This window comes from Sulfitobacter sp. 1A12779 (assembly GCF_043557315.1).
Taxonomy (GTDB): domain Bacteria; phylum Pseudomonadota; class Alphaproteobacteria; order Rhodobacterales; family Rhodobacteraceae; genus Sulfitobacter; species Sulfitobacter faviae.
In genome coordinates this window covers 79468-102313 of sequence record NZ_JBIFFU010000008.1, presented here as the reverse complement: position 1 = coordinate 102313, position 22846 = coordinate 79468, and the positions used below count along the sequence as shown (strand labels likewise).

General features: G+C 63.5%; 23 protein-coding genes. 14 read left to right on the top strand and 9 right to left on the bottom strand.

Features of this window, described 5'->3' with window-relative positions; translation table 11 throughout:
* Positions 1–2: 2 nt before the first annotated feature.
* Positions 3–1475: a leucyl aminopeptidase gene (locus tag ACGYLQ_RS11320; RefSeq protein ID WP_394443036.1), complete on the bottom strand. Its 1473-nt coding sequence runs from the start codon at positions 1473–1475 to the stop codon at positions 3–5.
* Between the two features lie 131 nt (positions 1476–1606).
* Between ACGYLQ_RS11320 and lptF the strand changes: the two genes are divergently transcribed.
* The 7 genes from lptF to ACGYLQ_RS11285 are packed head-to-tail and all read left to right on the top strand — an operon-like array spanning position 1607 to position 9603.
* On the top strand, positions 1607–2740 hold the full coding sequence (gene lptF, locus ACGYLQ_RS11315) for an LPS export ABC transporter permease LptF (RefSeq protein WP_394443034.1): 1134 nt from the start codon (positions 1607–1609) through the stop codon (positions 2738–2740).
* Entirely contained in the window at positions 2737–3834 is a 1098-nt protein-coding gene (lptG, locus tag ACGYLQ_RS11310) for an LPS export ABC transporter permease LptG (protein WP_394443032.1), read from the top strand. Before lptF ends, lptG begins: the two co-directional genes overlap by 4 nt.
* Before the next feature lies 1 nt (position 3835).
* Entirely contained in the window at positions 3836–5986 is a 2151-nt protein-coding gene (locus ACGYLQ_RS11305; RefSeq protein WP_394443030.1) for an LPS-assembly protein LptD, read from the top strand.
* Complete coding sequence (locus ACGYLQ_RS11300) at positions 5974–7212, top strand: peptidylprolyl isomerase (RefSeq protein ID WP_394443028.1); 1239 nt, start codon at positions 5974–5976, stop codon at positions 7210–7212. The genes ACGYLQ_RS11305 and ACGYLQ_RS11300 overlap by 13 nt, the downstream gene beginning before the upstream one ends.
* Entirely contained in the window at positions 7209–8183 is a 975-nt protein-coding gene (pdxA, locus tag ACGYLQ_RS11295; RefSeq protein WP_394443026.1) for a 4-hydroxythreonine-4-phosphate dehydrogenase PdxA, read from the top strand. Before ACGYLQ_RS11300 ends, pdxA begins: the two co-directional genes overlap by 4 nt.
* On the top strand, positions 8180–9022 hold the full coding sequence (gene rsmA, locus ACGYLQ_RS11290) for a 16S rRNA (adenine(1518)-N(6)/adenine(1519)-N(6))-dimethyltransferase RsmA (RefSeq protein ID WP_394443024.1): 843 nt from the start codon (positions 8180–8182) through the stop codon (positions 9020–9022). The genes pdxA and rsmA overlap by 4 nt, the downstream gene beginning before the upstream one ends.
* A 2-nt stretch (positions 9023–9024) precedes the next feature.
* Positions 9025–9603: a hypothetical protein gene (locus ACGYLQ_RS11285; protein WP_394443022.1), complete on the top strand. Its 579-nt coding sequence runs from the start codon at positions 9025–9027 to the stop codon at positions 9601–9603.
* 63 nt (positions 9604–9666) lie between these two features.
* Here ACGYLQ_RS11285 and ACGYLQ_RS11280 read toward each other — a convergent pair whose 3' ends face one another.
* The 3 genes from ACGYLQ_RS11280 to prfA form a co-directional block, all read right to left on the bottom strand.
* Positions 9667–10260, bottom strand: a complete 594-nt coding sequence (locus ACGYLQ_RS11280) for a DUF4167 domain-containing protein (RefSeq protein ID WP_394443020.1) — start codon at positions 10258–10260, stop codon at positions 9667–9669.
* Positions 10261–10468: 208 nt separating this feature from the next.
* Positions 10469–11311: a peptide chain release factor N(5)-glutamine methyltransferase gene (prmC, locus tag ACGYLQ_RS11275; protein ID WP_394443018.1), complete on the bottom strand. Its 843-nt coding sequence runs from the start codon at positions 11309–11311 to the stop codon at positions 10469–10471.
* Positions 11308–12363, bottom strand: coding sequence for a peptide chain release factor 1 (gene prfA / locus ACGYLQ_RS11270; RefSeq protein ID WP_394443016.1), 1056 nt, complete (start codon positions 12361–12363; stop codon positions 11308–11310). Before prfA ends, prmC begins: the two co-directional genes overlap by 4 nt.
* 60 nt (positions 12364–12423) lie before the next feature.
* Between prfA and ACGYLQ_RS11265 the strand changes: the two genes are divergently transcribed.
* A complete protein-coding gene (locus tag ACGYLQ_RS11265) occupies positions 12424–12723 on the top strand; it encodes a hypothetical protein (RefSeq protein ID WP_394443015.1) in 300 nt (99 codons plus the stop codon).
* Here ACGYLQ_RS11265 and ACGYLQ_RS11260 read toward each other — a convergent pair.
* From ACGYLQ_RS11260 to ACGYLQ_RS11250, 3 genes are all read right to left on the bottom strand, one after another.
* Positions 12661–13086 carry a DUF1499 domain-containing protein gene (locus ACGYLQ_RS11260; protein WP_394443013.1) on the bottom strand — a complete coding sequence of 142 codons (426 nt, stop codon included), beginning with the start codon at positions 13084–13086 and terminating at the stop codon, positions 12661–12663. The genes ACGYLQ_RS11265 and ACGYLQ_RS11260 overlap by 63 nt on opposite strands.
* A 102-nt stretch (positions 13087–13188) precedes the next feature.
* Positions 13189–14154, bottom strand: coding sequence for an agmatinase (speB, locus tag ACGYLQ_RS11255; protein ID WP_394443011.1), 966 nt, complete (start codon positions 14152–14154; stop codon positions 13189–13191).
* Positions 14154–15323: a M20 aminoacylase family protein gene (locus ACGYLQ_RS11250; RefSeq protein WP_394443009.1), complete on the bottom strand. Its 1170-nt coding sequence runs from the start codon at positions 15321–15323 to the stop codon at positions 14154–14156. The genes speB and ACGYLQ_RS11250 overlap by 1 nt, the downstream gene beginning before the upstream one ends.
* A gap of 64 nt (positions 15324–15387) precedes the next feature.
* Between ACGYLQ_RS11250 and mazG the strand changes: the two genes are divergently transcribed.
* The 4 genes from mazG (at position 15388) to ACGYLQ_RS11230 (ending at position 19086) form a co-directional block, all read left to right on the top strand.
* On the top strand, positions 15388–16212 hold the full coding sequence (mazG, locus tag ACGYLQ_RS11245) for a nucleoside triphosphate pyrophosphohydrolase (protein ID WP_394443007.1): 825 nt from the start codon (positions 15388–15390) through the stop codon (positions 16210–16212).
* Between the two features lie 77 nt (positions 16213–16289).
* Positions 16290–17231 (top strand): nucleoside hydrolase, encoded by a 942-nt coding sequence (locus ACGYLQ_RS11240; protein ID WP_394443005.1) that lies wholly within the window; start codon positions 16290–16292, stop codon positions 17229–17231.
* Positions 17228–17677 carry an N-acetyltransferase gene (locus tag ACGYLQ_RS11235; RefSeq protein WP_067265911.1) on the top strand — a complete coding sequence of 150 codons (450 nt, stop codon included), beginning with the start codon at positions 17228–17230 and terminating at the stop codon, positions 17675–17677. Before ACGYLQ_RS11240 ends, ACGYLQ_RS11235 begins: the two co-directional genes overlap by 4 nt.
* Positions 17677–19086, top strand: coding sequence for a YdiU family protein (locus ACGYLQ_RS11230; RefSeq protein ID WP_394443003.1), 1410 nt, complete (start codon positions 17677–17679; stop codon positions 19084–19086). The genes ACGYLQ_RS11235 and ACGYLQ_RS11230 overlap by 1 nt, the downstream gene beginning before the upstream one ends.
* A 2-nt stretch (positions 19087–19088) precedes the next feature.
* Here ACGYLQ_RS11230 and ACGYLQ_RS11225 read toward each other — a convergent pair whose 3' ends face one another.
* Together ACGYLQ_RS11225 and ACGYLQ_RS11220 are read right to left on the bottom strand one after the other, a co-directional pair.
* Complete coding sequence (locus ACGYLQ_RS11225; RefSeq protein WP_394443001.1) at positions 19089–19976, bottom strand: DMT family transporter; 888 nt, start codon at positions 19974–19976, stop codon at positions 19089–19091.
* Positions 19977–20068: 92 nt separating this feature from the next.
* Positions 20069–21379 carry a DEAD/DEAH box helicase gene (locus tag ACGYLQ_RS11220; RefSeq protein ID WP_394442999.1) on the bottom strand — a complete coding sequence of 437 codons (1311 nt, stop codon included), beginning with the start codon at positions 21377–21379 and terminating at the stop codon, positions 20069–20071.
* Between the two features lie 348 nt (positions 21380–21727).
* Here ACGYLQ_RS11220 and ACGYLQ_RS11215 point away from each other — a divergent pair, with 348 nt between their 5' ends.
* Together ACGYLQ_RS11215 and ACGYLQ_RS11210 are read left to right on the top strand one after the other, a co-directional pair.
* A complete protein-coding gene (locus tag ACGYLQ_RS11215) occupies positions 21728–22147 on the top strand; it encodes a Fur family transcriptional regulator (RefSeq protein ID WP_067265902.1) in 420 nt (139 codons plus the stop codon).
* Positions 22144–22842, top strand: coding sequence for an NYN domain-containing protein (locus ACGYLQ_RS11210; protein ID WP_209217720.1), 699 nt, complete (start codon positions 22144–22146; stop codon positions 22840–22842). Before ACGYLQ_RS11215 ends, ACGYLQ_RS11210 begins: the two co-directional genes overlap by 4 nt.
* Positions 22843–22846: the final 4 nt, after the last annotated feature.

Here is a 22846-nt window from a genome sequence, read left to right as displayed (position 1 = left end):
GCTCAGCCCTTCTCGAAACGGTTAGCGACGAGACGGTTCAGCGCCGCCACGCCCCAGCCCGTCGCGCCCGCGGGCGCCAGCGTGCTTTCGGATTTCAGTGAGGCAACACCGGCAATATCGAGGTGAATCCAAGGTGTCTCATCCTTGACGAAACGCTTGAGGAATTGCGCCGCGGTGATCGACCCGGCCGGACGCCCGCCGATGTTCTTCATGTCGGCCACGCGGCTTTTCAGCAGGTCATCATATCCCTGCCCCAGCGGCATCCGCCACGCGCCCTCGCCTTCGCTCTCGGCGGCTTTGAGGAAATCGTTGCACAACCCATCGTCATTCGAAAAGACCCCGGCATTCTCATGCCCCAGCCCGATGATGATCGCCCCGGTCAGCGTCGCCAGATCGATCATCGCCGCGGGTTTGAAACGGTCTTGCGCGTACCACATGACATCGCAGAGCACCAAACGCCCCTCGGCGTCGGTGTTGATGACCTCTACCGTGTCGCCCTTCATCGTGGTGATCACATCGCCCGGACGGGTGGCATTGCCCGAGGGCATGTTCTCAACGATACCCACAAGACCCACGACATTCGCCTTGGCCTTGCGCAGTGCAAGTGTGCGCATCACGCCCGAGACGACGCCCGCGCCGCCCATGTCCATGGTCATGTCTTCCATGCCCGCCCCGGGTTTAAGGCTGATGCCGCCGGTGTCAAAGACCACACCCTTGCCGACCAGCGCCAGAGGGGCTGCGTCATCCGCGCCGCCTTCCCACCGCATCACGACCACTTTCGACGGGCTGTCCGAGCCTTGGCCTACAGACAAAAGCGTGCGCATTCCGAGCTTTGCAAGCTCTTCCTCATCTAGAACTTCAACTTTCAGGCCCAAGCTCTCCATCTCAGCCAGTCGTTCGGCAAAATTGGTGGTGGTCAGGATATTGGCGGGCGCGTTGGTCAGATCGCGGGTCATGAAGGCCCCCTCGGCCACGGCCATGAGCGGTGCGGCGGCCTCGCGGGCGTCATTGGGTTTGGAACACATGATCTCGACCGAGCCTTTGCGCGCCTTGGGCGCGGATTTGTGATCTTCAAAGCCGTAGTCCCGCATTGCCATCCCAAAGGCCACATCGGCCACCCGGCGTGTCGCGGCGGCGAGCATCAGCAGATCGCTGTCACCCCGGCGCTTGGCCAGCGCGGCCCCGGCCTTGCGCGCGGTCATCACCTCGGCCCGGCGCGGCATATGGATCACGTCGACTGCCTCTGCCGCCATGCCCGCAGGATATCCCATGCTGAGAACGTCACCGGGTTTCAGCGCGGCGAAACGTTCACTTTCCACCAGCCGCTGCAAAGCGCCTTTGGTCAGACGGTTCACCCGCCGCGCCCCGGCATCCAAGCGGCCCTCAGGCTCCAGAAACAGCGCGATCCGCCCGGAATGCCCCGCGATACGGTCGATGTCGGTCTCGGCGAAGGTGATGGGTGTCAGATCGGTCATGGCATGCCTCATGGTTGATTTTGCCCCAGACCTAGCGCGCCGGACGGCCCATGGCCAGATAGCAGTTTTCCCGCCCCACGAATTGCTTTAAGATCTGCGCAAAGGCCGTCAGAGCATCTCGGGGGATCAGAGTGGCAAGAATTGACCGCTACATGCTGTCGCAACTTCTGGTTATGTTCGGCTTTTTCGCTTTGGTGCTGGTGGCGCTTTTCTGGATCAACCGCGCGGTTGTCCTGTTTGACCGTTTGATCGGCGATGGCCAGTCCGCATTGGTGTTTTTGGAGTTCACGGCCCTTGGTCTGCCGAAACTCATCGTCACCGTCCTGCCCATCGCGACCTTTGCCGCCTCGGTCTATGTGACCAACCGCATGTCGGGCGAATCCGAGTTGACGGTGCTCCAAGCCGCAGGCTCCGGCCCGTGGCGGCTGGCGCGGCCCGTCTTCGTCTTTGGCCTCTGCGTGGCGGCGATGATGACGGTGCTGAGCCATTTTCTGGTCCCCATGGCGCAGGGGCAGTTGAAGCAGCGCGAGGCCGAGATCTCGCGCAACCTCACCGCGCGGCTACTGACAGAGGGGACTTTTCTGCATCCCTCCGACGATGTCACCTTTTATACCCGCGCCATCGACAGTGACGGCGTGCTGCGCGATGTTTTCCTGTCGGACCGGCGCAGGGCCGACGAAGGTGTGATCTACACCGCTGCCGAAGCCTACCTCGCCCGCAACGGCGACGACACGACGCTGATCATGCTCAACGGCATGGCGCAACGGCTGGACACTGAGAGCAACCGTTTGGCGACGGCCAAATTCCGCGACTTTTCGTTCGATATTTCCCCGCTGGTCAGCAGCGGAGACGCGATCGACCTATCGGTGAGCGCCATGGTCACGCCTGATCTACTCTGGGATTGGGACGGGGTCGCGGCGGCGACCGACACCTCGCCGGGCGTGGTGGCCGAAGAGTTGCATGGCCGCTTTGCGCAGCCGCTGTTCTGCCTCGTCGCCGCGATGATTGGCTTTGCGACTTTGATCCTCGGCGGTTTTTCCCGCTTTGGTGTCTGGCGCGAGGCGGTAATCGCTTTCGGCCTGCTCATCGCCATCGACGGGCTGCGGGGCACGATGGTCGTGCAAATCCGTGAGGCGGCAGCGCTCTGGCCGCTGGCCTATCTGCCCTCGCTCATCGGGGCCGTGCTGACGCTGGCGATGCTTTGGCAAGCCGCACATCCGCGCTGGATAAGGCGGCGTCTGCGTGGCAAGAGGGCTGCCACATGATCCTGCATTTCTATTTCGCCCGCCGCTTTTTCATGAGTTTTCTCGTCATCACCGGGGTGCTGGCCGCGCTGGTGATGTTGGTCGACGGTGTCGATCAGGCCCGGCGTTTCGCGGATGACGACGTGGGCTGGGATCAGGTGCTGGGCATGACGCTGCTGCATATGCCCCAGACCATCAACATGATCCTGCCGCTGATCATGATCCTCGCCACGGTGGCGCTTTTCATTGGGCTTGCCCGGTCCTCCGAACTGGTGGTGACCCGGGCCGCGGGCCGCTCGGCCCTGCGTGCGCTGGTGGCCCCGGTGGTGGTGGCCTTGATCATCGGCACGCTGGCCGTGGCCATGCTCAACCCCATCGTGGCGGCGACCAGCGAGCGGGCCGAGCAATTGACCCAAGAATACCGGTCCAATGGCCGCGCGGCGCTCTCGGTCAGCGACGAGGGGCTGTGGCTGCGGCAAGGCACGGAGGAAGGCCAATCGGTCATTCGCGCATGGCGCACCAACGCCGACGCCTCCGTCCTCTATAACGTCACGATCATCAGTTATGACGCTGAGAAGGGCCCGATCCGGCGCATCGAAGCCGAAAGCGCACAACTTAGCAGCGGCGATTGGGAGCTCACCGGGGCGAAGATTTGGCCGCTGGCGGCCGGGGTGAACGCCGAAGGCGCGGCGGAGGTGCATGAGACCCTGACGATCCCCTCTTCCCTCACCGTCGAGCGTATCCGCGAGAGCATTGGCCGTGTCGCTGCCGTCTCAATCTATGAACTGCCCGAATTTATCCAACAGTTGGAACAGGCCGGGTTCAGCACGCGCCAGCATGAGGTCTGGCTTCAGGCCGAGCTTGCGCGGCCCTTCTTTCTGGTGGCCATGGTTCTGGTTGCGAGCGCATTCACCATGCGCCATACCCGCTTTGGGGGGACCGGCGTCGCAGTGCTGGCCTCGATTTTGCTGGGGTTCGGTTTGTATTTCATTCGCAGTTTCGCACAGATCCTTGGCGAGAATGGCCAGATCCCCGTGATCCTTGCCGCTTGGGCGCCGCCCGTGGCGGCGATCTTTCTGGCGCTAGGCCTGCTACTGCATGCGGAGGACGGCTGACATGCGCGCGGCCCTTGTTGGACTTGCCCTTTCATTCGCGCCTCTGAGCCTCGCCGCCCAGACCGCGCCTGCCAGCGACCGCCCCGCCGTTCTGGTGGCCGATCAGGTCTTCATTACACGCGATAAGGTCTTGGTCGCGCAAGGAAATGTCGAAGCCTTCCAAGGGGAGACGCGGCTGCGCGCCACGGCGATCCGCTATGATCAGGCCACCGGCGCGCTTAGTATTGAAGGGCCGATTGTGCTGTCTGAGGGGGAGAATACCACGATCCTCGCCGATGCGGCCTCACTCGATGCGGGCTTGCAGTCCGGCCTTTTGCGCGGCGCGCGGATGGTCCTTGAACAGCAGCTGCAGCTTGCCGCCGTGCAGATCAACCGGGTCGAAGGGCGCTATAGCCAACTTTACAAAGCCGCCGTAACTTCTTGCAAAGTCTGCGAAGATGGCGAAACGCCGCTTTGGCAAATCCGGGCGAAACGGGTGGTGCATGATCAATTGGCTCAGCAGCTTTACTTTGACGAGGCGCAGTTCCGCATCAAGAACGTACCCATTGCCTATCTGCCCCGCCTGCGTCTGCCCGACCCCACGTTGGACCGCGCGACTGGTTTTCTCGCGCCCACGGTCCGTTCGACTTCGCAATTGGGCGTGGGGCTGAAACTGCCCTATTTCATCAAGATCGGCGATCACCGCGATCTGACGCTGACCCCCTATCTATCCGCCGAAACCCGCACGCTTGAGTTCCGCTACCGTCAGGCTTTCGTTTCGGGACGGATCGAGTTCGAAGGGGCGATTACCGATGATGAGTTGGACCCCGGCAAAACCCGTGGCTACCTCTTTGGCACCGGCAGTTTCGATCTGCGGCGCGACTACAAACTGTATTTCGATATCGAGACCACGAGCGACAGTTCCTATCTCAGCGACTACGGCTATTCGGGCAAGGACCGTCTGACCAGCGAATTGACCGTCAGCCGCGCGCGGCGCGATGAATATATGCGGGCAACCCTGCTGAACTACCAATCGCTCCGCGATGGTGAAGACAATGATCTGCTGCCCAATCTAGTCTTGGATGGTGAATTCCAGCGGCGCTATTTCCCGACTTCCGTGGGCGGCGAACTCCGCCTAGCGCTTGAGGCCCATAGCCACCGCCGGTCGTCGGACCTCAGCACCGATGGCAACGGAGATGGTGAGGCCGACGGGCGCGACGTGTCGCGGCTCAACGGGGAGGCCGCGTGGCTGCGGCGCTTTACCTTCGGTAACGGTCTGGTGACCGACGTCGAGGCGGGGGCGAGCTTTGGTCTGTTCAACATCGCGCAGGATGCGGTCTATGACGGGCGCTACTCCGACCTCGTGCCCCATGCTGCCGTCACCATGCGCTACCCCATGCAGCGCCGCGAGGCCGCGGGCGTGGTGCAACAGCTTGAACCGCTTGTGCAATTGGGCTGGACTGGCGGTGATCGGCTCGACATTCCGAATGAGGAAAGCACGCTGGTGGAATATGACGAGGGCAACCTCTTGGCGCTCAGCCGTTTCCCCCGGCCCGACCGGCGCGAACGGGGTGCTGTGGCGGCCATCGGGGTGAATTGGGCGCGGCTCGATCCCAACGGCATTGATGCCAGCCTGTCTTTCGGTCAGGTGATCCGCGCTGATGCGGATGATGCCTTCAGCTTTAGCTCAGGCCTGCAGGGCACCCATTCCGATTTCCTGCTGGCCGGGCAATTGCGCAGCGACAACGGTCTGGCGCTCATCGGGCGCGGGCTGGTCGATGATGACTTCGAGGTCGCCAAGGCCGAGTTGCGCGGGGTCTGGGATTTCAAGCGCGGGCAGATCTCGGGCAGCTATGTCTGGCTGCACGAAGACGCCGCCGAGGACCGCAACGAAGACGTGTCTGAGATCACCTTCGACGGCAGCTATTCGATCAACAGCCAGTGGCAGGCGTCCGCCGAATGGCGGTTCGACCTTGCTGACGAACGCGCAGCGACGGCGGGTCTTGGCCTGAGCTACAACAATGAATGTGTGCAGGTCGACCTTTCCGTGAACCGCAGCTATTCATCCTCAACAAGTGTTGAGCCCTCAACGGATATCGGTTTTAACATCGGCCTCAGGGGCTTTGCCGCAAACACCGGAACAGAAAGATACGTACGCTCATGTGGGAAGTAACGAAACAGACCGTCCGCGCCGGGATCCGTGGGACTGCGGCACTCGCCCTTGCTCTGGTCATCGGCCAATCCGCAGCGGCGCAGAACCTCTTTGCGCCCGTGGCCCGTGTCAATGACGAGGTGATTACCGGCTACGAAGTGCAGCAGCGTCAGCGTTTCATGCAGCTGATCGGCGCCCCCGGGGCCGATACCGACAGCGTGATCGACAGTCTGATCGACGACCGCCTGCGCGGGCAGATCCTTGATCAAGCCGGGCTTGAAGTCACCCCTGAGGGCATTCGGTCCGGCATGGCGGAATTTGCCAGTCGCGCGGATTTGACGACCGAGGAGTTTCTGAAAGTCCTTGGGCAAGCGCAGATTTCCGAAGAGACCTTTCGCGATTTCATCGTGATCAGCGCCGCCTGGCGTGACCTTATTCGCGCGCGCTACAATGGCCGGGTCAACATCACCGACGAAGAGGTCGACCGTGCGCTTGGCAGCAGCCGGGGCAACAACGGTCTGCGCGTGCTGTTGTCAGAGATCATCATTCCCGCCCCGCCGCAGAATGCCGATCAGGTGAACGCGCTGGCCGAACGCATTTCGGAAAGCCGCTCGGAAGCCGAATTCTCGTCCTATGCCAGCAAGCATTCCGCCACAGCCTCGCGCGGGCGCGGCGGCCGGATGCCTTGGACGCCGCTCGAAAAACTGCCCGCCAGCCTGCGGCCCGTCCTCTTGGCCCTCGCCCCGGGTGAGGTGACAGCGCCGCTGCCGATCCCCAATGCCGTGGCCCTGTTCCAACTGCGCGGCATCGAAGAGACCGGCAAGCCGAGCGTCGAGTATTCCGAGATCGATTATGCCGCCTATTACATCCCTGGCGGCCGTTCCGAGGCTGCCCTGTCGCGCGCGGCAGAGCTGCGCGGTCAGGTAGATCAATGTGATGACCTCTATGGCGTGGCCAAGGGCCAGCCCGCCAAAGTGCTGGACCGTGGCACCAAGGCCCCGGCGGAAATTCCGCAGGACGTGGCCATTGAACTGGCGAAACTCGACCCCGGCGAAGTCTCCACCGCGTTGACCCGTGCGAATGGGGAGACTTTGGTCTTCTTGATGCTCTGCAACCGCACCACGGCGGCCAATGCCGATGTGAACCGCGAGGCGGTGGTCAGTTCGATCCGGCAGCGCAAGCTTGAGGGCTATGCCACACAGCTGCTGGAACAGGCCCGCGCCGAAGCCCGTATCACCCGCCAATGAGCCGCCCGTCCCGGCCGGTGGCCATCACCTGCGGTGAACCCGCCGGGATCGGCCCCGAGATTGCCGCCCGCGCTTGGGCAGCGCTTTCGAAGGACATCCCGATGGTCTGGATCGGCGACCCGCGTCATCTGCCGCAGGATGTCCCGCACCGCGTGATCGACAGCCCGGATGAGGTGAGCGCGCCCAGTGCCGATGCGCTGCCCGTGCTCCCCCATCCCTTCGACAGCGCCGCCCTGCCCGGCGTGCCGCAGCCCGGCCATGCGCAGGGGGTGATCGACGTGATCGCCCGCGCGGTCGATCTGGTGCAGACGGGCGCGGCCTGCGGCGTCTGCACCGCGCCGATCCACAAGAAGGCGCTGCAAGACGGGGCCGGTTTCGCTTATCCGGGCCATACCGAATACCTCGCAGCGCTGGCAGGCGTCGACGACGTGGTGATGATGCTGGCCTCTGACCAATTGCGCGTCGTGCCTGCCACGATCCATATCGCGCTGGATCAGGTGCCGCAGGTGCTGAGCCCTTCGGGCCTGCGCCGCACGATTGAGATCACCGCGCAGGAATTGCAAAACCGCTTTGGCATTGCCCGCCCCCGGATTGCCGTCGCCGGGCTGAACCCACACGCGGGCGAAGGCGGCAGCATGGGCCGGCAAGAGATCGACTGGATCGCGCCGCTGATCCTTGAGATGCAGGGCGAAGGCTATGCGCTGACCGGGCCGTTGCCTGCCGATACGATGTTCCACGCCCGCGCCCGCCAAGGCTATGACGCGGCAGTGGCGATGTATCACGACCAAGCGCTGATCCCGATCAAGACCTTGGATTTCGACCGGGGCGTGAATGTGACGTTGGGGCTGCCCTTTGTGCGCACCTCGCCCGATCACGGCACCGCCTTTGACATCGCGCGCCAAGGGCGCGCCAACCCGACCAGCATGATCGAAGCGATCAAATTGGCATGGCAGATGGGCCAGAAGACATGAGTGCAATCGACAATCTCCCGCCGCTGCGCGAGGTGATTAACATCCACGAATTGGCGGCGCGGAAGTCCCTCGGCCAGAACTTTCTGCTGGACCTGAACCTCACGGCCAAGATCGCGCGACAGGCCGGAGATATGGCCGATTGCGACGTGTTGGAGATCGGCCCCGGGCCCGGCGGCCTTACCCGTGGCCTGCTGGCTGAAGGCGCGCGTCATGTGCTGGCGATCGAAAAGGACCGCCGCTGCCTGCCCGCGCTGGCCGAGGTGGCGGAACATTACCCCGGTCGCCTGACCGTGATCGAAGGCGACGCACTTGAGATCGACCCGTTGAGCCATCTGACGCCACCCATCCGGGTGGCCGCCAACCTGCCCTATAACGTCGGGACCGAACTGCTGGTCCGTTGGCTCACCCCGCCCGAGTGGCCGCCGTTTTGGCAAAGCCTCACGCTGATGTTCCAGCGCGAGGTGGCGGAGCGGATCGTGGCGCGGCCGGGGTCGAAAGCCTATGGGCGGCTGGCCGTGCTGGCGCAGTGGCGCAGCGACGCGCGGATCGTCATGCAATTGCCGCCGGGCGCCTTCACCCCGCCACCAAAGGTCTCATCGAGCGTGGTGCATCTGACCGCCCTGCCCGAGCCGCGCTTTCCTGCCGATCCGAAGGTGCTGAGCCATGTGGTCGCGATGGCCTTCAACCAGCGGCGCAAGATGCTGCGCTCGGCGCTCAAAGGAGCCGCGCCGGATATCGAGGACCGTCTGACCGCCGCGGGGCTGAAACCCACCGACCGCGCCGAACAGGTGCCGCTTGAGGGGTTCTGCGCCCTGGCCCGCGAGATTGCCAAGGGGTGACCATGTTCTACCGACTATTGCTCGTCTTTGCCCTGTTGCTGGGGCTTTCCGCCTGCGCCCTGCCGCGCAACGGCCCACCGCCTCTGGGCACCGAGGCCGAGATCGCGAAACTCGCCAGCGCCATCGAAGACCTCTCTCCGCAGGTAAATCCCGAAGAGGCCGCCCGTGCCGCGCGGATCGCTTACCGGCATACCCATGAACTGGCGATCGCCTATCAGATCACCGACCCGCCGCTGATCCATAACGTGAAGGTCAACAACGGCAGCAAGCCGCGCGGCCTGTGTTGGCATTGGGCAGAGGATTTGGAGAAACGCCTGAAGGCCGAGGGTTTCGCCACGCTCGACCTGCACCGCGCCATCGCCAATGGCGACTCGCGGATTCTGCTGGATCATTCCACCGCCATCATCTCGGCCGCCGGGGCACCGATGCACGCGGGGCTTGTCCTTGACCCTTGGCGGCGCGGGGGCGAACTGTTCTGGTCGCCGGTCACCAGCGACCCGCGTTATGACTGGGCGCCCCGCGAAGAGGTGCTGCGGCGCAACGGGCGGATCAGATATGTGCAGGCGGGGATGGAAGGGTAAATCTGCCCCGCACGGCCGACCATCAACACTCACGAAAAAGCCCCGCAAATTGCGGGGCTTTTCTTATTCTGCGACCTTTGCGGTGTCGCTCTTGCTGTCGCCACCCTCCGGCGGCTGTGCCTCTGCCGCTTTCGGCTTGGGCTTGCGGCGCGGGGCGCGTTTCGGCTTGGGCTTGCTCTCTGGCGTGTCGACCAGCGTGCTCTCTTCGCTGTTCGTCTCGGCCTCGGCCTGCTGCTGCGCGGGCTCTTGCTGCTCGGGCTGCTTGTCGGCTTTCGGCTGCTCACCCTGCGACTGGCCGCCCTGCTGCGCCTCGCGCTCCTGACGCTCGGCGCGCTCGCGATCCCGCTCGGCCTGACGCTCACGGTTCTGGCGCTCCTGCTCCTCGCGGCGCTGGTCCACTTCGCGCTGTGCCTCGCTTAGCAGGCGCAGGTAGTGTTCGGCGTGCTGTTGAAAGTTCTCGGCGGCCACACGGTCATTGCTCAACTGGGCATCGCGGGCCAGCTGGTTGTATTTCTCGATAACCTGCTGCGGCGTGCCGCGCACCTTGCCCTCGGGGCCGGAGCTGTCAAAAACACGGTTGACGACATTGCCGCCGCCACCTTGCGACGAGCGTTTGCGGTTATTCTTCGACCGGGAGCGTGATCTGGGAGAATTCATGGAATGATGTCAGCCTTGTGTGCTGTGTGTCGTTCACCGGGGGTGCAAAGCACGTCTTGAACCCGGCCTAAGCGATATGTTGGGCATAGTGCCGCGCGGGACCGCCTGTGGCATCCACCGCTGCAACACCCCTGACTAACCATGCCAGAAAGGCTTGGGCAAGAAGAAACTGCCGCTTAGCCCGCCAAATGGCGGTTTTTTCGCGATTTCACGCCGGTTTATCGGCTGAAACGACCCTTGGCCTCCCATCGAGATCATGCGCCAGCGTGACCCGGCCCCAGCCCGCCGCGGCAAAGATTTCCTGCACCGCTTCGCCCTGTTGCCAGCCAATTTCGACCATAACGCGGCCTTGAGCCGTGAGGTAGCCCTGCGCCTCGGCGGCGATGATGCGGTAGATGCTCAGCCCGTCTTGGCCGTCGGTCAGCGCCATTTCCGGCTCATGCTGGCGCAACTCGGGTGAGACATCGGCCATTTCCTCGGCGGCCAGATAGGGCGGGTTCGACAGGATCAGATCAAACCGCCCCTCAACCGCGCTGAACCAGTCGGACTGCCGGATATCGGCGCGGTCGGCCACCCCGTGCTGCACCGCATTGGCGCTGGCCTGAAGACAGGCGGCTTCCGAGAGGTCCACCCCCAGCCCCGTCGCCGCCGCCCGTTCGGCCAGCAGGGTGACGAGGATACAGCCCGAGCCGGTGCCGAGGTCCAGAATGCGGGTGAAATCTTCACCAAGAGCGAGATCAATCAGGGTTTCCGTCTCGGGCCGCGGGTCAAGCACATCGCGGCTGATCGCGAAATCGCGGCCATAGAAAGCCCGCCGCCCGATCAATTGCGAGACTGGCACGCGCACGGCGCGCAGGGCGATGAGCTGGTCAAAGCGTTCTGCAACCTCGGGGGCGATTTCCTCGGGCGCGATGAGAGTTACGCGGGCGGCATCGACGGCGGCGGCATGGGCGAGCAACAGCCGCGCATCCCGCGCCGGATCGGGCACACCGGCGGCACGCAGCCGTCCGGCGGCGGCGGCCATGGCTTGGGCGGCGGTTTGGGGGCTCACCCCTCCATCTCCGCCAATTGACGCGCTTGGGCATCGGCGGTCAGCGCGTCGATGATCTCATCCAGATCGCCCTGCATCACGGCTTCGAGCCGGTAAAGCGTCAGGTTGATCCGGTGGTCCGTCATACGCCCTTGAGGGAAATTATAGGTGCGGATCCGCTCGGAGCGGTCACCGGAGCCCACCTGCGCTGCGCGGTCGGCAGAGCGCTCGCTGTCCATCCGGCTGCGCTCCATATCGTAGAGCCGCGCTTTGAGCACCTGCATTGCCTTGTCGCGGTTGCGGTGCTGGGATTTCTCTGACGAGGTGACGACGATCCCGGTCGGAATATGGGTGATCCGCACGGCAGAATCGGTGGTGTTGACGTGCTGCCCCCCCGCGCCCGAAGAGCGCATCGTGTCGATCCGCAGGTCATTTGCGTTGATCTCGATATCCACGTCTTCGGCCTCGGGCAGCACCGCCACGGTCGCCGCCGAAGTATGGATGCGCCCGCCGCTTTCGGTGGTGGGCACGCGCTGTACGCGGTGCACGCCGCTTTCGAACTTGAGCCGGGCAAAGACGTTCTGACCGGTGATATGGGCCACGACCTCTTTCACGCCGCCGAGTTCGGTCATCTGGCTTTCGATCAGGTCAAACCCCCAGCCCTGCGCCTCGGCATAGCGTTGGTACATGCGCAGAAGGTCACCTGCAAAGAGCGCCGCCTCATCGCCGCCCGTGCCGGGGCGGATCTCCAACATGGCAGGTTTCGCATCAGCCGCATCGCGGGGCAGAAGTGCGAGTTGCAACCCCTCCTCGACCTCCGGCAGGCGGGCGCGCAGGCGCGGCAGTTCATCCCGCGCAAGCTCAGCCATCTCGGGGTCTTTCAGCATCTCTTCGGCCTCTTCAAGGTCGCGCTGGAGCTGCTGATAAAGGTCGATCTGATCGACCACCGGCTTGAGATCGCTGTATTCTTTCGCGAGGGCTGCAAAATCGGCCCCATCGGAGCCCGCAGACATGCTGGCCTCCAGAAACTGGAAACGTTGCGAGATTTGCGCGAGGCGGTGCATCGGGATCATGGGGTTCCTGTCGCTTATGCAAATGCTTTGGTCAAGAGGCGGCTTGTGCTATCATGGGCTATGACACGTCTTATGCCGCTCATCTGCCTTATGGGCCTGACGGCCCTGCACCCTGCCCTTGCGGATGTCAAAGCGCCGGGCGGCAAGACGATTGATTGCTATTGCACCAACAGCAGCGGCGCCCGGGTGGAACTGGGTGAGACGATTTGCCTGCAAGTGGATGGGCGCATGTTCATGGCGCAATGTCAGATGTCGCTCAATGTGCCGATGTGGCGGGAGGTGCAGCAAGGCTGCCTGTCATCGCGCCTCGATCTGATCGAGCCATCCGTTGACCCGCTTGGCGTTTACCCCCAGATCTGACCGGCCAAAACGCGAGCGGCCATAGACTTCGACATAGCGCGGCGCGTCTCCGTAGACGCCGATGGTGGTGAAATCGGGATAGCCCATCAATTTGGTGCGGGTGACATAGGTGACCTGCCCCTCGGCGAGCGATCCGGCGACAACTTCGGTGCGCGGGGTTTGCAGGATCACCCGGTCAAGCTGGGCCAAGGTCTCGGCCCCGTCGCCCTCGACCGGGGCGCGCCAGATATAGCTGTTGGTGCCTTGGGTCTTGCCCATCTTCTGCCCGTCGGCCTGCACATGCCAACGCGCGGTGTCGATGGGCGCAAGGCGGATATAGGCCACCAAGGCGACGAGGGCGATCACGATGATCCAGAACAGCATTTTAAACACCTTTCAAAACTCGGCGGTCAGGGGCGACGGAGGTCGCAGTAAGCAAGCCAGCCCGCCTTTCAGCGGACCGGCGGGTGATGTCGTGGCTTTCGCTCACGCGGTTCTCATGCGGTGGCCCAACAGCGACAGGATCTCGGTCGCGACATGGGCACCCGCCACCGCCGTGGCGCCGGTTGTGTCGAAGGGGGGCGAGACTTCGACAACGTCACCGCCCATGATGTTGATCCCCGCAAGATCGCGCAGCATGATCGACGCTTGCGCCGAGGTCAGCCCGCCCCACACCGGGGTGCCGGTGCCGGGGGCAAAGGCCGGATCCAGCGCGTCGATGTCAAAGGTCAGATAGCAGGGGCGATCGCCGAGGATCTCCTTGATCTTGGCAACAGTGGCCTGCGGCCCTTTCTCATGCACCTCACGCGCGTCGATGATATTGACGCCCATCGTGTCCTCATTGGTGGTGCGGATGCCGACCTGCACGCTGGTAGACGGGTCGACGATGCCGGACTTCACGGCTTTGTAGAACATCGTCCCGTGGTCGATCCGGTCCATGTCGTCGTCTTGCCAAGTGTCCGTATGCGCATCGAACTGTAACAGACTGATGGGCCCGTATTTCTCAGCATAGGCCTTGAGGATCGGGAATGAGATATAGTGATCCCCCCCCAGCACGACCGAGGCCGCACCGGCATCCAGAATGGTCTTGATATGGGCTGTCAGGGCGGCGGGAAACTGGCTGACATGACCATAGTCGAAGGCCAGATCGCCGTAATCCGCGATGGCGAATTCGCTCAGCACGTCAAAGTCCCAGCCATAGGGCGCGTCGGGCGCTTGCAGCGCGCTCGCCTCGCGAATGGCGCGGGGGCCAAGGCGCGTGCCGGGGCGGTTGGTCACCGCTTGGTCGAAGGGCACGCCTGTTACCGCGATGTCGACGCCGGTCAGATTCTTAGTGTATTTCCGTCGCAGGAAAGAGGTCGCCCCGCCAAAGGTTAACTCATAGCTCGGCCCTTTGAGGTCCTCGCGGGTAAAGGCCATATCCATCTGTTTGGCCGCGTCTTCCAATGCCATTACTTGCCTCCTGCTGGCTGTGCCCGCTCAACGATACGGGCGAAAAAGGATGCGCCAAGCGGCGCGATCTCGTCGTTGAAGTCGTATTCCGGGTGGTGCAGCCCCGCGCCCTCGCCTGCGCCGAGGAAGAGATAGGCACCGGGGCGTTTTTCAAGCATGAAGCTGAAATCCTCTGCACCCATCTCGCGGCCATAATCGCCGTGCACTTGGGCCGCGCCCACCACTTCGGTCGCCGCCGCGATGGCGGCCTCGGCCTTGGCCGGATCATTGACCGTGGCGGGATAGCCGACCTCATAGTCCAACTCGGCGGTGACGTCATAGCTTGCCGCCTGCCCGTCCACGATCTGCTGCATCCGGCGCATCACCATCGCTTGCACCTCACGGTCAAAGGTGCGCACGGTGCCGTTGATATAGGCCGTCTCGGGGATGATGTTATCGGCGGTGCCGGTATGAATCTGCGTGACCGAGACCACCAAATCCTGCGCCGCGACATGGTTGCGGCTGACGATGGTCTGGATGGCCGTGGCGATGCCGCAGGCCGCCACGACGGGGTCGCGGCTCTCATGGGGCATCGCGCCATGACCGCCTTTGCCCTTGATATGAATGTGGAATTCATCCACCGCCGCCATGATCGGCCCCGGCGTGGTATAGAATGCGCCTTCGTCAAAGCCGGGCGCGTTGTGGATGCCGTAAACCTGCGCGATCTCGAACCGCTCCATGATGCCCTCTTCGACCATCACGCCCGCGCCGCCGCCCGCCTCTTCGGCGGGTTGAAAGATCAGCGCCACCCGGCCCGCGAAATTGCGTGTCTCGGCCAGATACCGCGCCGCGCCCAGAAGCATGGTGGTGTGCCCGTCATGGCCGCAGGCGTGCATCTTGCCTTTCCGCGTGCTGGCATAGTCCTTGCCCGTTGCCTCTTGGATCGGCAGCGCATCCATATCGGCGCGCAGGCCGATGGTCGGGCCCTCGCCCTGCCCTTCGATGATCGCCACGATGCCGGTCGTCGCGATGCCCTCGTGCAGCTCATCCACACCAAATTCGCGCAGCCGCTCGGCCACGAAAGCCGCCGTTTCATGACAGTCGAACGCCAGTTCGGGAATCCCGTGCAAATGGCGCCGCCATGCTGTCATATCCTCCGCAAAGGCGTTGATGCGGTTCACCACGGGCATGGGCTGGACTCCTTGGGGTTGGTTTGGTCAGGGTGCATCTGACACCAGACATACGGGGCCTGCAATGCCGGACAACACAAAAGCCGATCTCATTCACGATTCAGATGCCGGGATCGAACGGTTGCTCGAAATCATGCGCCGCCTGCGCGACCCTGAGACGGGCTGTCCCTGGGATATCGAGCAGGATTTCGACAGCATCGCCCCCTATACCATTGAAGAGGCTTATGAAGTCGCCGATGCCATCGCCCGGCGTGATTGGGGCGAGCTTGAGGGGGAGTTGGGCGATCTGCTGCTGCAATCGGTCTATCACACGGCGATGGGTGAAGAAGCGGGGCATTTCACCTTTCAATCCGTGGTGTGCAACATCAGCGACAAGATGGTGGCGCGGCACCCGCATGTCTTTGGCGACGAATCCCGCGACAAGAGCGCCGAACAGCAGACCGCCGATTGGGAAAAGATCAAAGCCGCCGAACGCGCGGGCAAGGCACAGAGGGGCACCTTGGACGGGGTGGCAATCGGCCTGCCCGCGCTCTTGCGGGCGATGAAGCTTCAAAAACGCGCGGCGCGTGTGGGCTTCGACTGGCCCGAGACAACACAGGTGCTCGACAAGATCACCGAAGAGGCCGCCGAATTGGTCGAGGCGAAGGACCAGCTGAGCCAAGCGGAGGTCGAGGAAGAATACGGCGATCTGCTCTTCGTCATGGCCAATCTCGGGCGCCATCTGGGCCTTGACCCGGAAGCCGCTCTGCGCGCCGCCAATGCCAAATTCACCCGCCGGTTCGAAGGGGTCGAGGCCCGGCTCGCCGCCATCGGGAAAACCCCGCAAGACAGTGATCTGGCCGAGATGGATGCGCTGTGGGAGGCGGTGAAACTGGCGGAACGCGGCTAATCGCCGGGTCTGCGGCTGGACAAAGACCCGCCCCTCCGGCAAGGCTCTGCCCCAAGCAATTTGACGAAAGTAAGCCCATGACCCCGCGCAAAATCATCATCGACACCGACCCCGGACAGGACGACGCCGTGGCGATTCTCCTTGCCCTCGCCAGCCCGCAAGAGATCGAGGTTCTGGGCATCACCTGTGTCGCGGGCAACGTGCCGCTGGACCTGACTTCGAAGAACGCGCGGATCGTTTGCGAATTGGCGGGGCGGGATGATGTGAAAGTCTTTGCCGGCTGCGACCGCCCGCTGGGGCGTGATCTGGTGACGGCGGAACATGTGCATGGCAAGACCGGCCTCGACGGCCCCGACCTGCCCGATCCAACCATGCCGCTGGCCGAAGGGCATGGGGTGGATTTCATCATCGAACAGGTGCGCGCCCATCCCGCAGGTAGCGTAACCCTTTGCCCCTTGGGACCGTTGACCAATGTCGCGACCGCCCTGCAAAACGCGCCCGACATCGCCGAGAAGGTGCAAGAGATCGTGCTGATGGGCGGCGGCTATTTCGAGGGGGGCAACATCACGCCCACGGCGGAATTCAACATTTACGTCGACCCCCATGCCGCTGATATCGTTTTCAAATCAGGCATTCCGATCGTCGTGATGCCGCTCGATGTCACCCATAAGGCGCTAGTCACCAAACCGCGCAACGATGCCTTCCGCGCGCTTGGCACCAAGGTCGGCGTCGCCGTGGCCGAGATGACCGATTTCTTCGAGCGGTTCGACAAAGAGAAATACGGCTCCGAAGGCGCGCCGCTGCATGACCCTTGCGTCACCGCCTATCTGATCAACCCCGATCTTTTCCAAGGCCGTCATATCAATGTCGAGATCGAAACCCAGTCGGAACTGACCATGGGCATGACCGTTGCCGACTGGTGGCGCGTGACCGACCGCGCGCCCAACGCGCTCTTCGTAGGCGACCTTGATGCCGACGGGTTCTTTGCCCTGCTCACCGAAAGGCTGGCCCGCCTATGAGCGCCCATCTCACCCTCGGCGCGCCTGAGCATCTCGACAAGCTCGTAGCACTTGTCGCGGCATTCCACGCCGAAGCGGGGATCGAGATGAGCGATGAACAGCGTCGCCGCGGGCTGGCGCCGCTGTTGGACGGCATCCCCCATGGCGCGGCCTATCTGATCGGCCCGCCCCGCGCGCCCATCGGCTATGTGGTGATCTGTTTCGGCTGGTCGGTTGAATTCGGCGGGTTGGACGCCATCATTGATGAAATCTACGTCCGCCCCGGCGTGCGGGGTCGCGGCATCGCCTCGGAGGCGCTGATCGCGCTGCCCCGGGCGCTGGCGGCGGGCGGGCTGCGGGCCGTCCATCTTGAAGTGGATCGCAACAATGCCGCGGCGATGAAACTCTATACCCGTGCGGGCTTTCGCCCGCGCGAGGATTACATGCTTATGTCCCGGACCCTGTGATGCGTATTCCTTTCGATAACAGCTATGCCGCCCTGCCAGAGGGGTTCTTTACCCGGCTGGCTCCCACGCCTGTCAAAGCGCCCCAGCTTTTGGCATGGAACGCCGAATTGGCGGCGGAACTGGGTATCGGAGGGGCGGAGCCCGCGCAAATCACGCAGGTCTTTGCCGGAAACGATGTGCCTGCGGGGGCCGATCCCCTGGCGCAGCTTTACGCCGGGCATCAGTTTGGCAACTTCAACCCGCAGCTTGGCGATGGCCGGGCGATCCTGCTGGGGGAAGTCGTCGATCAGAGCGGCCAGCGCAGCGACATCCAATTGAAAGGCTCAGGCCCCACGCCCTATTCGCGGATGGGCGATGGCCGCGCATGGGTCGGGCCGGTGCTGCGGGAATATCTGGTAAGCGAGGCGATGCATGCCCTTGGCGTGCCCACCACCCGCGCCTTGGCCGCTGTGGCTACTGGTGAGCCGATCCTGCGCGAAAGCGGCCCCCTGCCCGGCGCCATCGTGACCCGCGTCGCCGCCAGCCACCTGCGCGTCGGCACCTTTCAGGTCTTCGCCCATCGCGGGGAGACTGACGCGCTCAAAACCCTGACCGACTATGCCATCGCGCGCCATTACCCCGAGGCCGATGGCCCGCTTGGCCTTTTGCGCGCGGTCTGTGCCGCGCAGGCGGAACTGGTGGCGCAGTGGATGGCCGTGGGCTTTATCCACGGCGTGATGAACACCGACAATTGCAGCATCTCGGGCGAGACGATCGACTATGGCCCCTGCGCCTTTATGGATGCCTTCCATCAGGGCCGGGTCTTTAGCTCCATCGACCGGCAGGGGCGCTATGCCTATGGGAACCAACCCCAGATCGTGGTCTGGAACATGGCGCAGCTTGCCACCTCGCTTTTACAGCAGATGGAGGACAAGGAGAGCGCCGTCGAAGAGGCCACCGAGATCGTACACGACATGCCCGACTTGATCGAAGCCGCATGGCTGCGCCGTTTCGCGGCCAAGGTTGGTATCTCAACGCCGCGGGCCGAGGATGTCGATCTGATCAACGAATTGCTGGGGCTGATGCAAAAGGATGGTGCCGACTTCACCAATGCCTTCCGCGTGCTTCCCACAGATCAAGCCCGCGACCAGTTCACCGACCGCGACGCTTTTGACAGATGGGCCGAAGGCTGGCGCGCGCGGATCGAAGGGGAACCCGATCCGCAAGCGGTGATGAATGCGGCGAACCCCGCCGTGATCCCCCGCAACCACCGGATTGAAGAGATGATCGAGGCCGCCGTCGCGGGCGACATGGCCCCGTTCGAGCGGATGATGAAAGCGCTGGCCACCCCCTTTGACGAGACGGACCCCGAGCTTCAGCGCCCGCCGACCGAAGACGAGATTGTGCCCGCCACATTCTGCGGCACCTGAGCTTAGTGGCCGCGGGGTTTACGGTTGATCAGGTAAATCCCCGCCGCCACCAGCAGCAATGCGGCCCAAATGCTCAGCCCCACCTCTTCCGAGAGGATCAGCCAGCCCAGAAGCACGGCAAAGACCGGCGACAGGAAGCTAAAGGAGGCGACAGAGGCTGCGGGATAGATCGTCAGCAGCCAGAACCACGCCAGAAAACCAAAGCTCGCCACCGCGATGATCTGATAGGCAAGCCCCGCCAGATGCACCGGGGCCACCTCGCGCAGCAAGGGGCCAAAAAGCGGCGCAAGCAGCAGAAGGATCGGGGCAGAAATCACCAGTTGCATCATCAGTTGCTGCGCGGGCGGCACCTTGGCCAGCGGCGTGACACGAACGCAAAGCGCGATGCCGGCCCAGCAGAGGGCGGCGAAAAGCGCCAGAAGATCGCCCAGCCCATGCGCCCCTTCGGCCCCGCCATCGCTCAGCGCCAGCACCACACCGCCCATGGCCAGCCCCATGCCGATGAGCCGCGCCCCGCTCAGCCGCTCTCCCGGCAGCCACAGATGCGCGGCGATGCCAAGCCAGACCGGCATGGAATAAAGCAGGATCGAGGCGCGGCTGACCGTGGTCAGGTCGAGCGCGAGGAACAGACAGACAAACTCAAGCGTAAAGAAAAGCCCCGCCGCCACACCGCCCCATAGCGCAGCGCGCGGGATCGACAGGCTGACGCCCCGCAACCGCATCCAGATCAGCAGCAAAAACACCGCCCCGAGAGAGCGCAGCCCGGCCAGAAAGACCGGGTTGAAGCCGCCGGTGCTGACCTTGATGACGACTTGGTTAAAGCCAAGGTTCAGCGCGAAGAGCACCAGCGCCACGGCGCCGAATGTGTCGATATGTGATTTGCGTTCCATCCCGACAGAAGCGCCGCCCGGATCGGATAAGTCAATGGCGCGCCGCGGTTTTCCGGGCGCGCCATTTCGCTGTCCTAGGGAGGTGCCTCGGTTCAGGCCGCCTGCTGGCCGCCCGACTTGCCGCCGCCGCCACGCCTGCGACGGCGCCCGCCGCCCGGCTTGCCCGCGCCTTCACCACCGCCGCCGCCGCCACCGGGACGACCGCCACCACCACCGGGGCGACCACCGCGTCTGCGGCCCCGGCCCTTGGGTTTGGCAGGCTCATCGATCACTTCCCAAGGACGGCCCGAGGCCACGGGGATCGAAATACCCATCGTCTTTTGGATCGCCTTCAGTTCGCCCATCTCATCAGGGGCGCAGAAGGCCACGGCGGCCCCATCTTTGCCCGCCCGCGCGGTCCGGCCAATGCGGTGGACATAGTTGTCGGGCACATTCGGCAGGTCGAAGTTATAGACGTGTTTCACATCCGGAATGTCCAAGCCTCGGGCCGCCACATCGGTGGCCACCAACACGGTGATATCGCCATTCTTGAACCCCGCAATCGCGCGGTCCCGCTGACCTTGGCTTTTGTTGCCATGGATCGAAGCGGCGTCAAACCCGGCCTTCACCAGCGTCTTCATCAGCTTTTCCGAGCCGTGTTTCGTGCGGCCAAAGACCAGCGCGCGTTCGCCCTTGTGTTTGGCCAGCAGTTCTTTCAGCAGTTCGGTCTTCTCGGCCTTGGCGATGAAATGCACCTCTTGCGTGACCTTATCCGCCGCCTTGCCCGGAGGCGAGACTTCGATGCGGATCGGGCTGTTGAGATAGCTGTTGGCGATCTCGTTCATCAGCTTGGGCATGGTCGCCGAGAAGAGCATCGTCTGCCGCTCTTTCGGGATCATGTTCGAGATTTTGCGCAGGTCATGGATGAAGCCCATGTCGAGCATCTGGTCGGCCTCATCCAGCACGAGGAAGGTCGTCGTGTCGAGCTTGACCGCGCGGCGGTCGAGCAGGTCGAGCAAACGGCCCGGCGTGGCAATCAGCAGATCGACGCCCCGTTCCAGACGTTTGATCTGGGTGTTGATCGACTGACCACCCACCACCATCGCCACTTTGATCGGCGTGCCTTCGGCATAACCGCGCAGGTTCACGGCGATTTGCTGCGCCAGCTCGCGCGTAGGGGCCAGCACCAGCCCGCGCACGGAACGCGCTGCGGGGCGGCCTTCGATCTCCATCATCTGGGCCAGCAGCGGCACGCCAAAGGCGGCGGTCTTGCCGGTGCCGGTCTGGGCAAGGCCCATCACGTCGCGCCCGTTCAGCGCATGGGGGATCGCCTGTTTCTGGATCGGGGTCGGCTCGTTCAGCCCCATTTCTTTCAGTCGGGCCACCAGTTTGGCAGGCAGGCCCATCATGTCAAAATCGCTCATTCGTTCACTTTCCGGCCCGCGAAAACGCGCGCCATGTTCTTTCGCCGCGCCACTCAACAGGCGCCACGGGGTCGCGCAAGCCAGATCGCGGGCGCAGGCCACATGCCTCACACCCGTCTGTCGCGCTTGGCCCCACGCGTGATTTTGGGAACATCGGCGGGCCTTGTCGTCAGCGTCCCAGAGGCCCCTCATGGGACTTGGCGCTGATACTGCTCACGCGGCAGAAGGCTTCGCTTGATCCCCACATGGGCGGTGCGGGCGCAAAAGTCAACCGGCGCGGTCAATTCCGGTGGCGTCCGGCGGTGCTAAAATGCTAGGACCGTGGTCCGACGGACGAAGGGCGAGACGATGCGCAACCCGATCATCAAACGCTGCGAGGCGATGGGCCTGCGCATGACAGGTCAACGCCGGGTCATCGCACAGGTGATTCACGACAGCGAAGACCACCCCGATGCCGAAGAGATCCTGACCCGCGCCAGCGTGATCGACAGCGGCATCTCCATCGCCACGGTCTACCGCACGGTGAAGCTGTTTGAGGAAGCGGGCATCCTCGACAAGCTGGAGTTCGGCGATGGCCGGGCGCGCTATGAAGACGCGCAGCGGGCGCATCACGATCACCTCATCGACGTGAACTCAGGCGAGGTCATCGAATTCGTCGATGCGGAAATCGAAGAGCTTCAGGAACGCATCGCGCGCAAGCTGGGTTACAAATTACAGGGCCACCGGATGGAACTCTACGGTGTGCCGATCAAGAAGGATGACCCATGACAGAACGTGACCGCCCTTTGCTGGCCGTGTTGATCGACGCCGACAACGTGCCCGCAAAACATGCCGCAGCCATCATGCGGGAGGTCACGACGATTGGAGAGCCCGCCCTGCGCCGGGTCTATGGCGATTGGTCCAACGATCACCTCAAGGGTTGGAAAGCGCCGATCCGCGAGTTGGGTTTGGTGGCGCATCAGGAAACTGCGAACACCAAGGGCAAGAACGCCAGCGACATCGGGCTGGTCATTCAGGCGATGGACATCCTGCACAGCCGCCGCTTCGATATTATCGTGATCGTTTCTTCCGACAGCGATTTCACCGCGCTGGTGAACCGCCTGCGCGAGGATGGGGTGACCGTTATCGGCATTGGCGAGAAGAAGACCCACGATTCGCTGCGCAATGTCTACAATCGCTTCATCCTGATCGAAAACCTCGACGAGGTAGAGCCCGACACCCCCTCGCGGGCCAAAGCCAAGGTGGGCGATGCCCTGCCCCTGTTCAAAGCCGCGATGGACAAGATCGACACCGAAGACGATTGGTACAACCTCGGCCAGATCGGCCAGACCATTCAGGCGGCGCATCCCGATTTCGACAGCCGCACCTATGGCCACGGCAAGCTGAGCGCCTTGGCCGCCGACCTCAAAGCCTTGGAAACGCGCAAGGACGGCAACCGTTTGATGGTCCGCCTGAAAAGCTAGCACC

Excerpts from the sequence above, each read along its gene's own strand:
- pdxA (WP_394443026.1), top strand. The coding sequence starts at position 7,209 with ATGAGCCGCCCGTCCCGGCCGGTGGCCATCACCTGCGGTGAACCCGCC.
- ACGYLQ_RS11210 (WP_209217720.1), top strand. The coding sequence starts at position 22,144 with ATGACAGAACGTGACCGCCCTTTGCTGGCCGTGTTGATCGACGCCGAC.
- ACGYLQ_RS11300 (WP_394443028.1), top strand. The coding sequence starts at position 5,974 with ATGTGGGAAGTAACGAAACAGACCGTCCGCGCCGGGATCCGTGGGACT.
- ACGYLQ_RS11230 (WP_394443003.1), top strand. The coding sequence starts at position 17,677 with ATGCGTATTCCTTTCGATAACAGCTATGCCGCCCTGCCAGAGGGGTTC.
- ACGYLQ_RS11220 (WP_394442999.1), bottom strand. The coding sequence starts at position 21,379 with ATGAGCGATTTTGACATGATGGGCCTGCCTGCCAAACTGGTGGCCCGA.
- mazG (WP_394443007.1), top strand. The coding sequence starts at position 15,388 with ATGCCGGACAACACAAAAGCCGATCTCATTCACGATTCAGATGCCGGG.
- rsmA (WP_394443024.1), top strand. The coding sequence starts at position 8,180 with ATGAGTGCAATCGACAATCTCCCGCCGCTGCGCGAGGTGATTAACATC.
- speB (WP_394443011.1), bottom strand. The coding sequence starts at position 14,154 with ATGGCATTGGAAGACGCGGCCAAACAGATGGATATGGCCTTTACCCGC.
- ACGYLQ_RS11320 (WP_394443036.1), bottom strand. The coding sequence starts at position 1,475 with ATGACCGATCTGACACCCATCACCTTCGCCGAGACCGACATCGACCGT.
- ACGYLQ_RS11260 (WP_394443013.1), bottom strand. The coding sequence starts at position 13,086 with ATGCTGTTCTGGATCATCGTGATCGCCCTCGTCGCCTTGGTGGCCTAT.
- ACGYLQ_RS11305 (WP_394443030.1), top strand. The coding sequence starts at position 3,836 with ATGCGCGCGGCCCTTGTTGGACTTGCCCTTTCATTCGCGCCTCTGAGC.
- ACGYLQ_RS11225 (WP_394443001.1), bottom strand. The coding sequence starts at position 19,976 with ATGGAACGCAAATCACATATCGACACATTCGGCGCCGTGGCGCTGGTG.
- ACGYLQ_RS11265 (WP_394443015.1), top strand. The coding sequence starts at position 12,424 with ATGACACGTCTTATGCCGCTCATCTGCCTTATGGGCCTGACGGCCCTG.
- ACGYLQ_RS11285 (WP_394443022.1), top strand. The coding sequence starts at position 9,025 with ATGTTCTACCGACTATTGCTCGTCTTTGCCCTGTTGCTGGGGCTTTCC.
- ACGYLQ_RS11235 (WP_067265911.1), top strand. The coding sequence starts at position 17,228 with ATGAGCGCCCATCTCACCCTCGGCGCGCCTGAGCATCTCGACAAGCTC.
- lptG (WP_394443032.1), top strand. The coding sequence starts at position 2,737 with ATGATCCTGCATTTCTATTTCGCCCGCCGCTTTTTCATGAGTTTTCTC.
- ACGYLQ_RS11240 (WP_394443005.1), top strand. The coding sequence starts at position 16,290 with ATGACCCCGCGCAAAATCATCATCGACACCGACCCCGGACAGGACGAC.
- ACGYLQ_RS11280 (WP_394443020.1), bottom strand. The coding sequence starts at position 10,260 with ATGAATTCTCCCAGATCACGCTCCCGGTCGAAGAATAACCGCAAACGC.
- prfA (WP_394443016.1), bottom strand. The coding sequence starts at position 12,363 with ATGATCCCGATGCACCGCCTCGCGCAAATCTCGCAACGTTTCCAGTTT.
- ACGYLQ_RS11215 (WP_067265902.1), top strand. The coding sequence starts at position 21,728 with ATGCGCAACCCGATCATCAAACGCTGCGAGGCGATGGGCCTGCGCATG.
- ACGYLQ_RS11250 (WP_394443009.1), bottom strand. The coding sequence starts at position 15,323 with ATGCCCGTGGTGAACCGCATCAACGCCTTTGCGGAGGATATGACAGCA.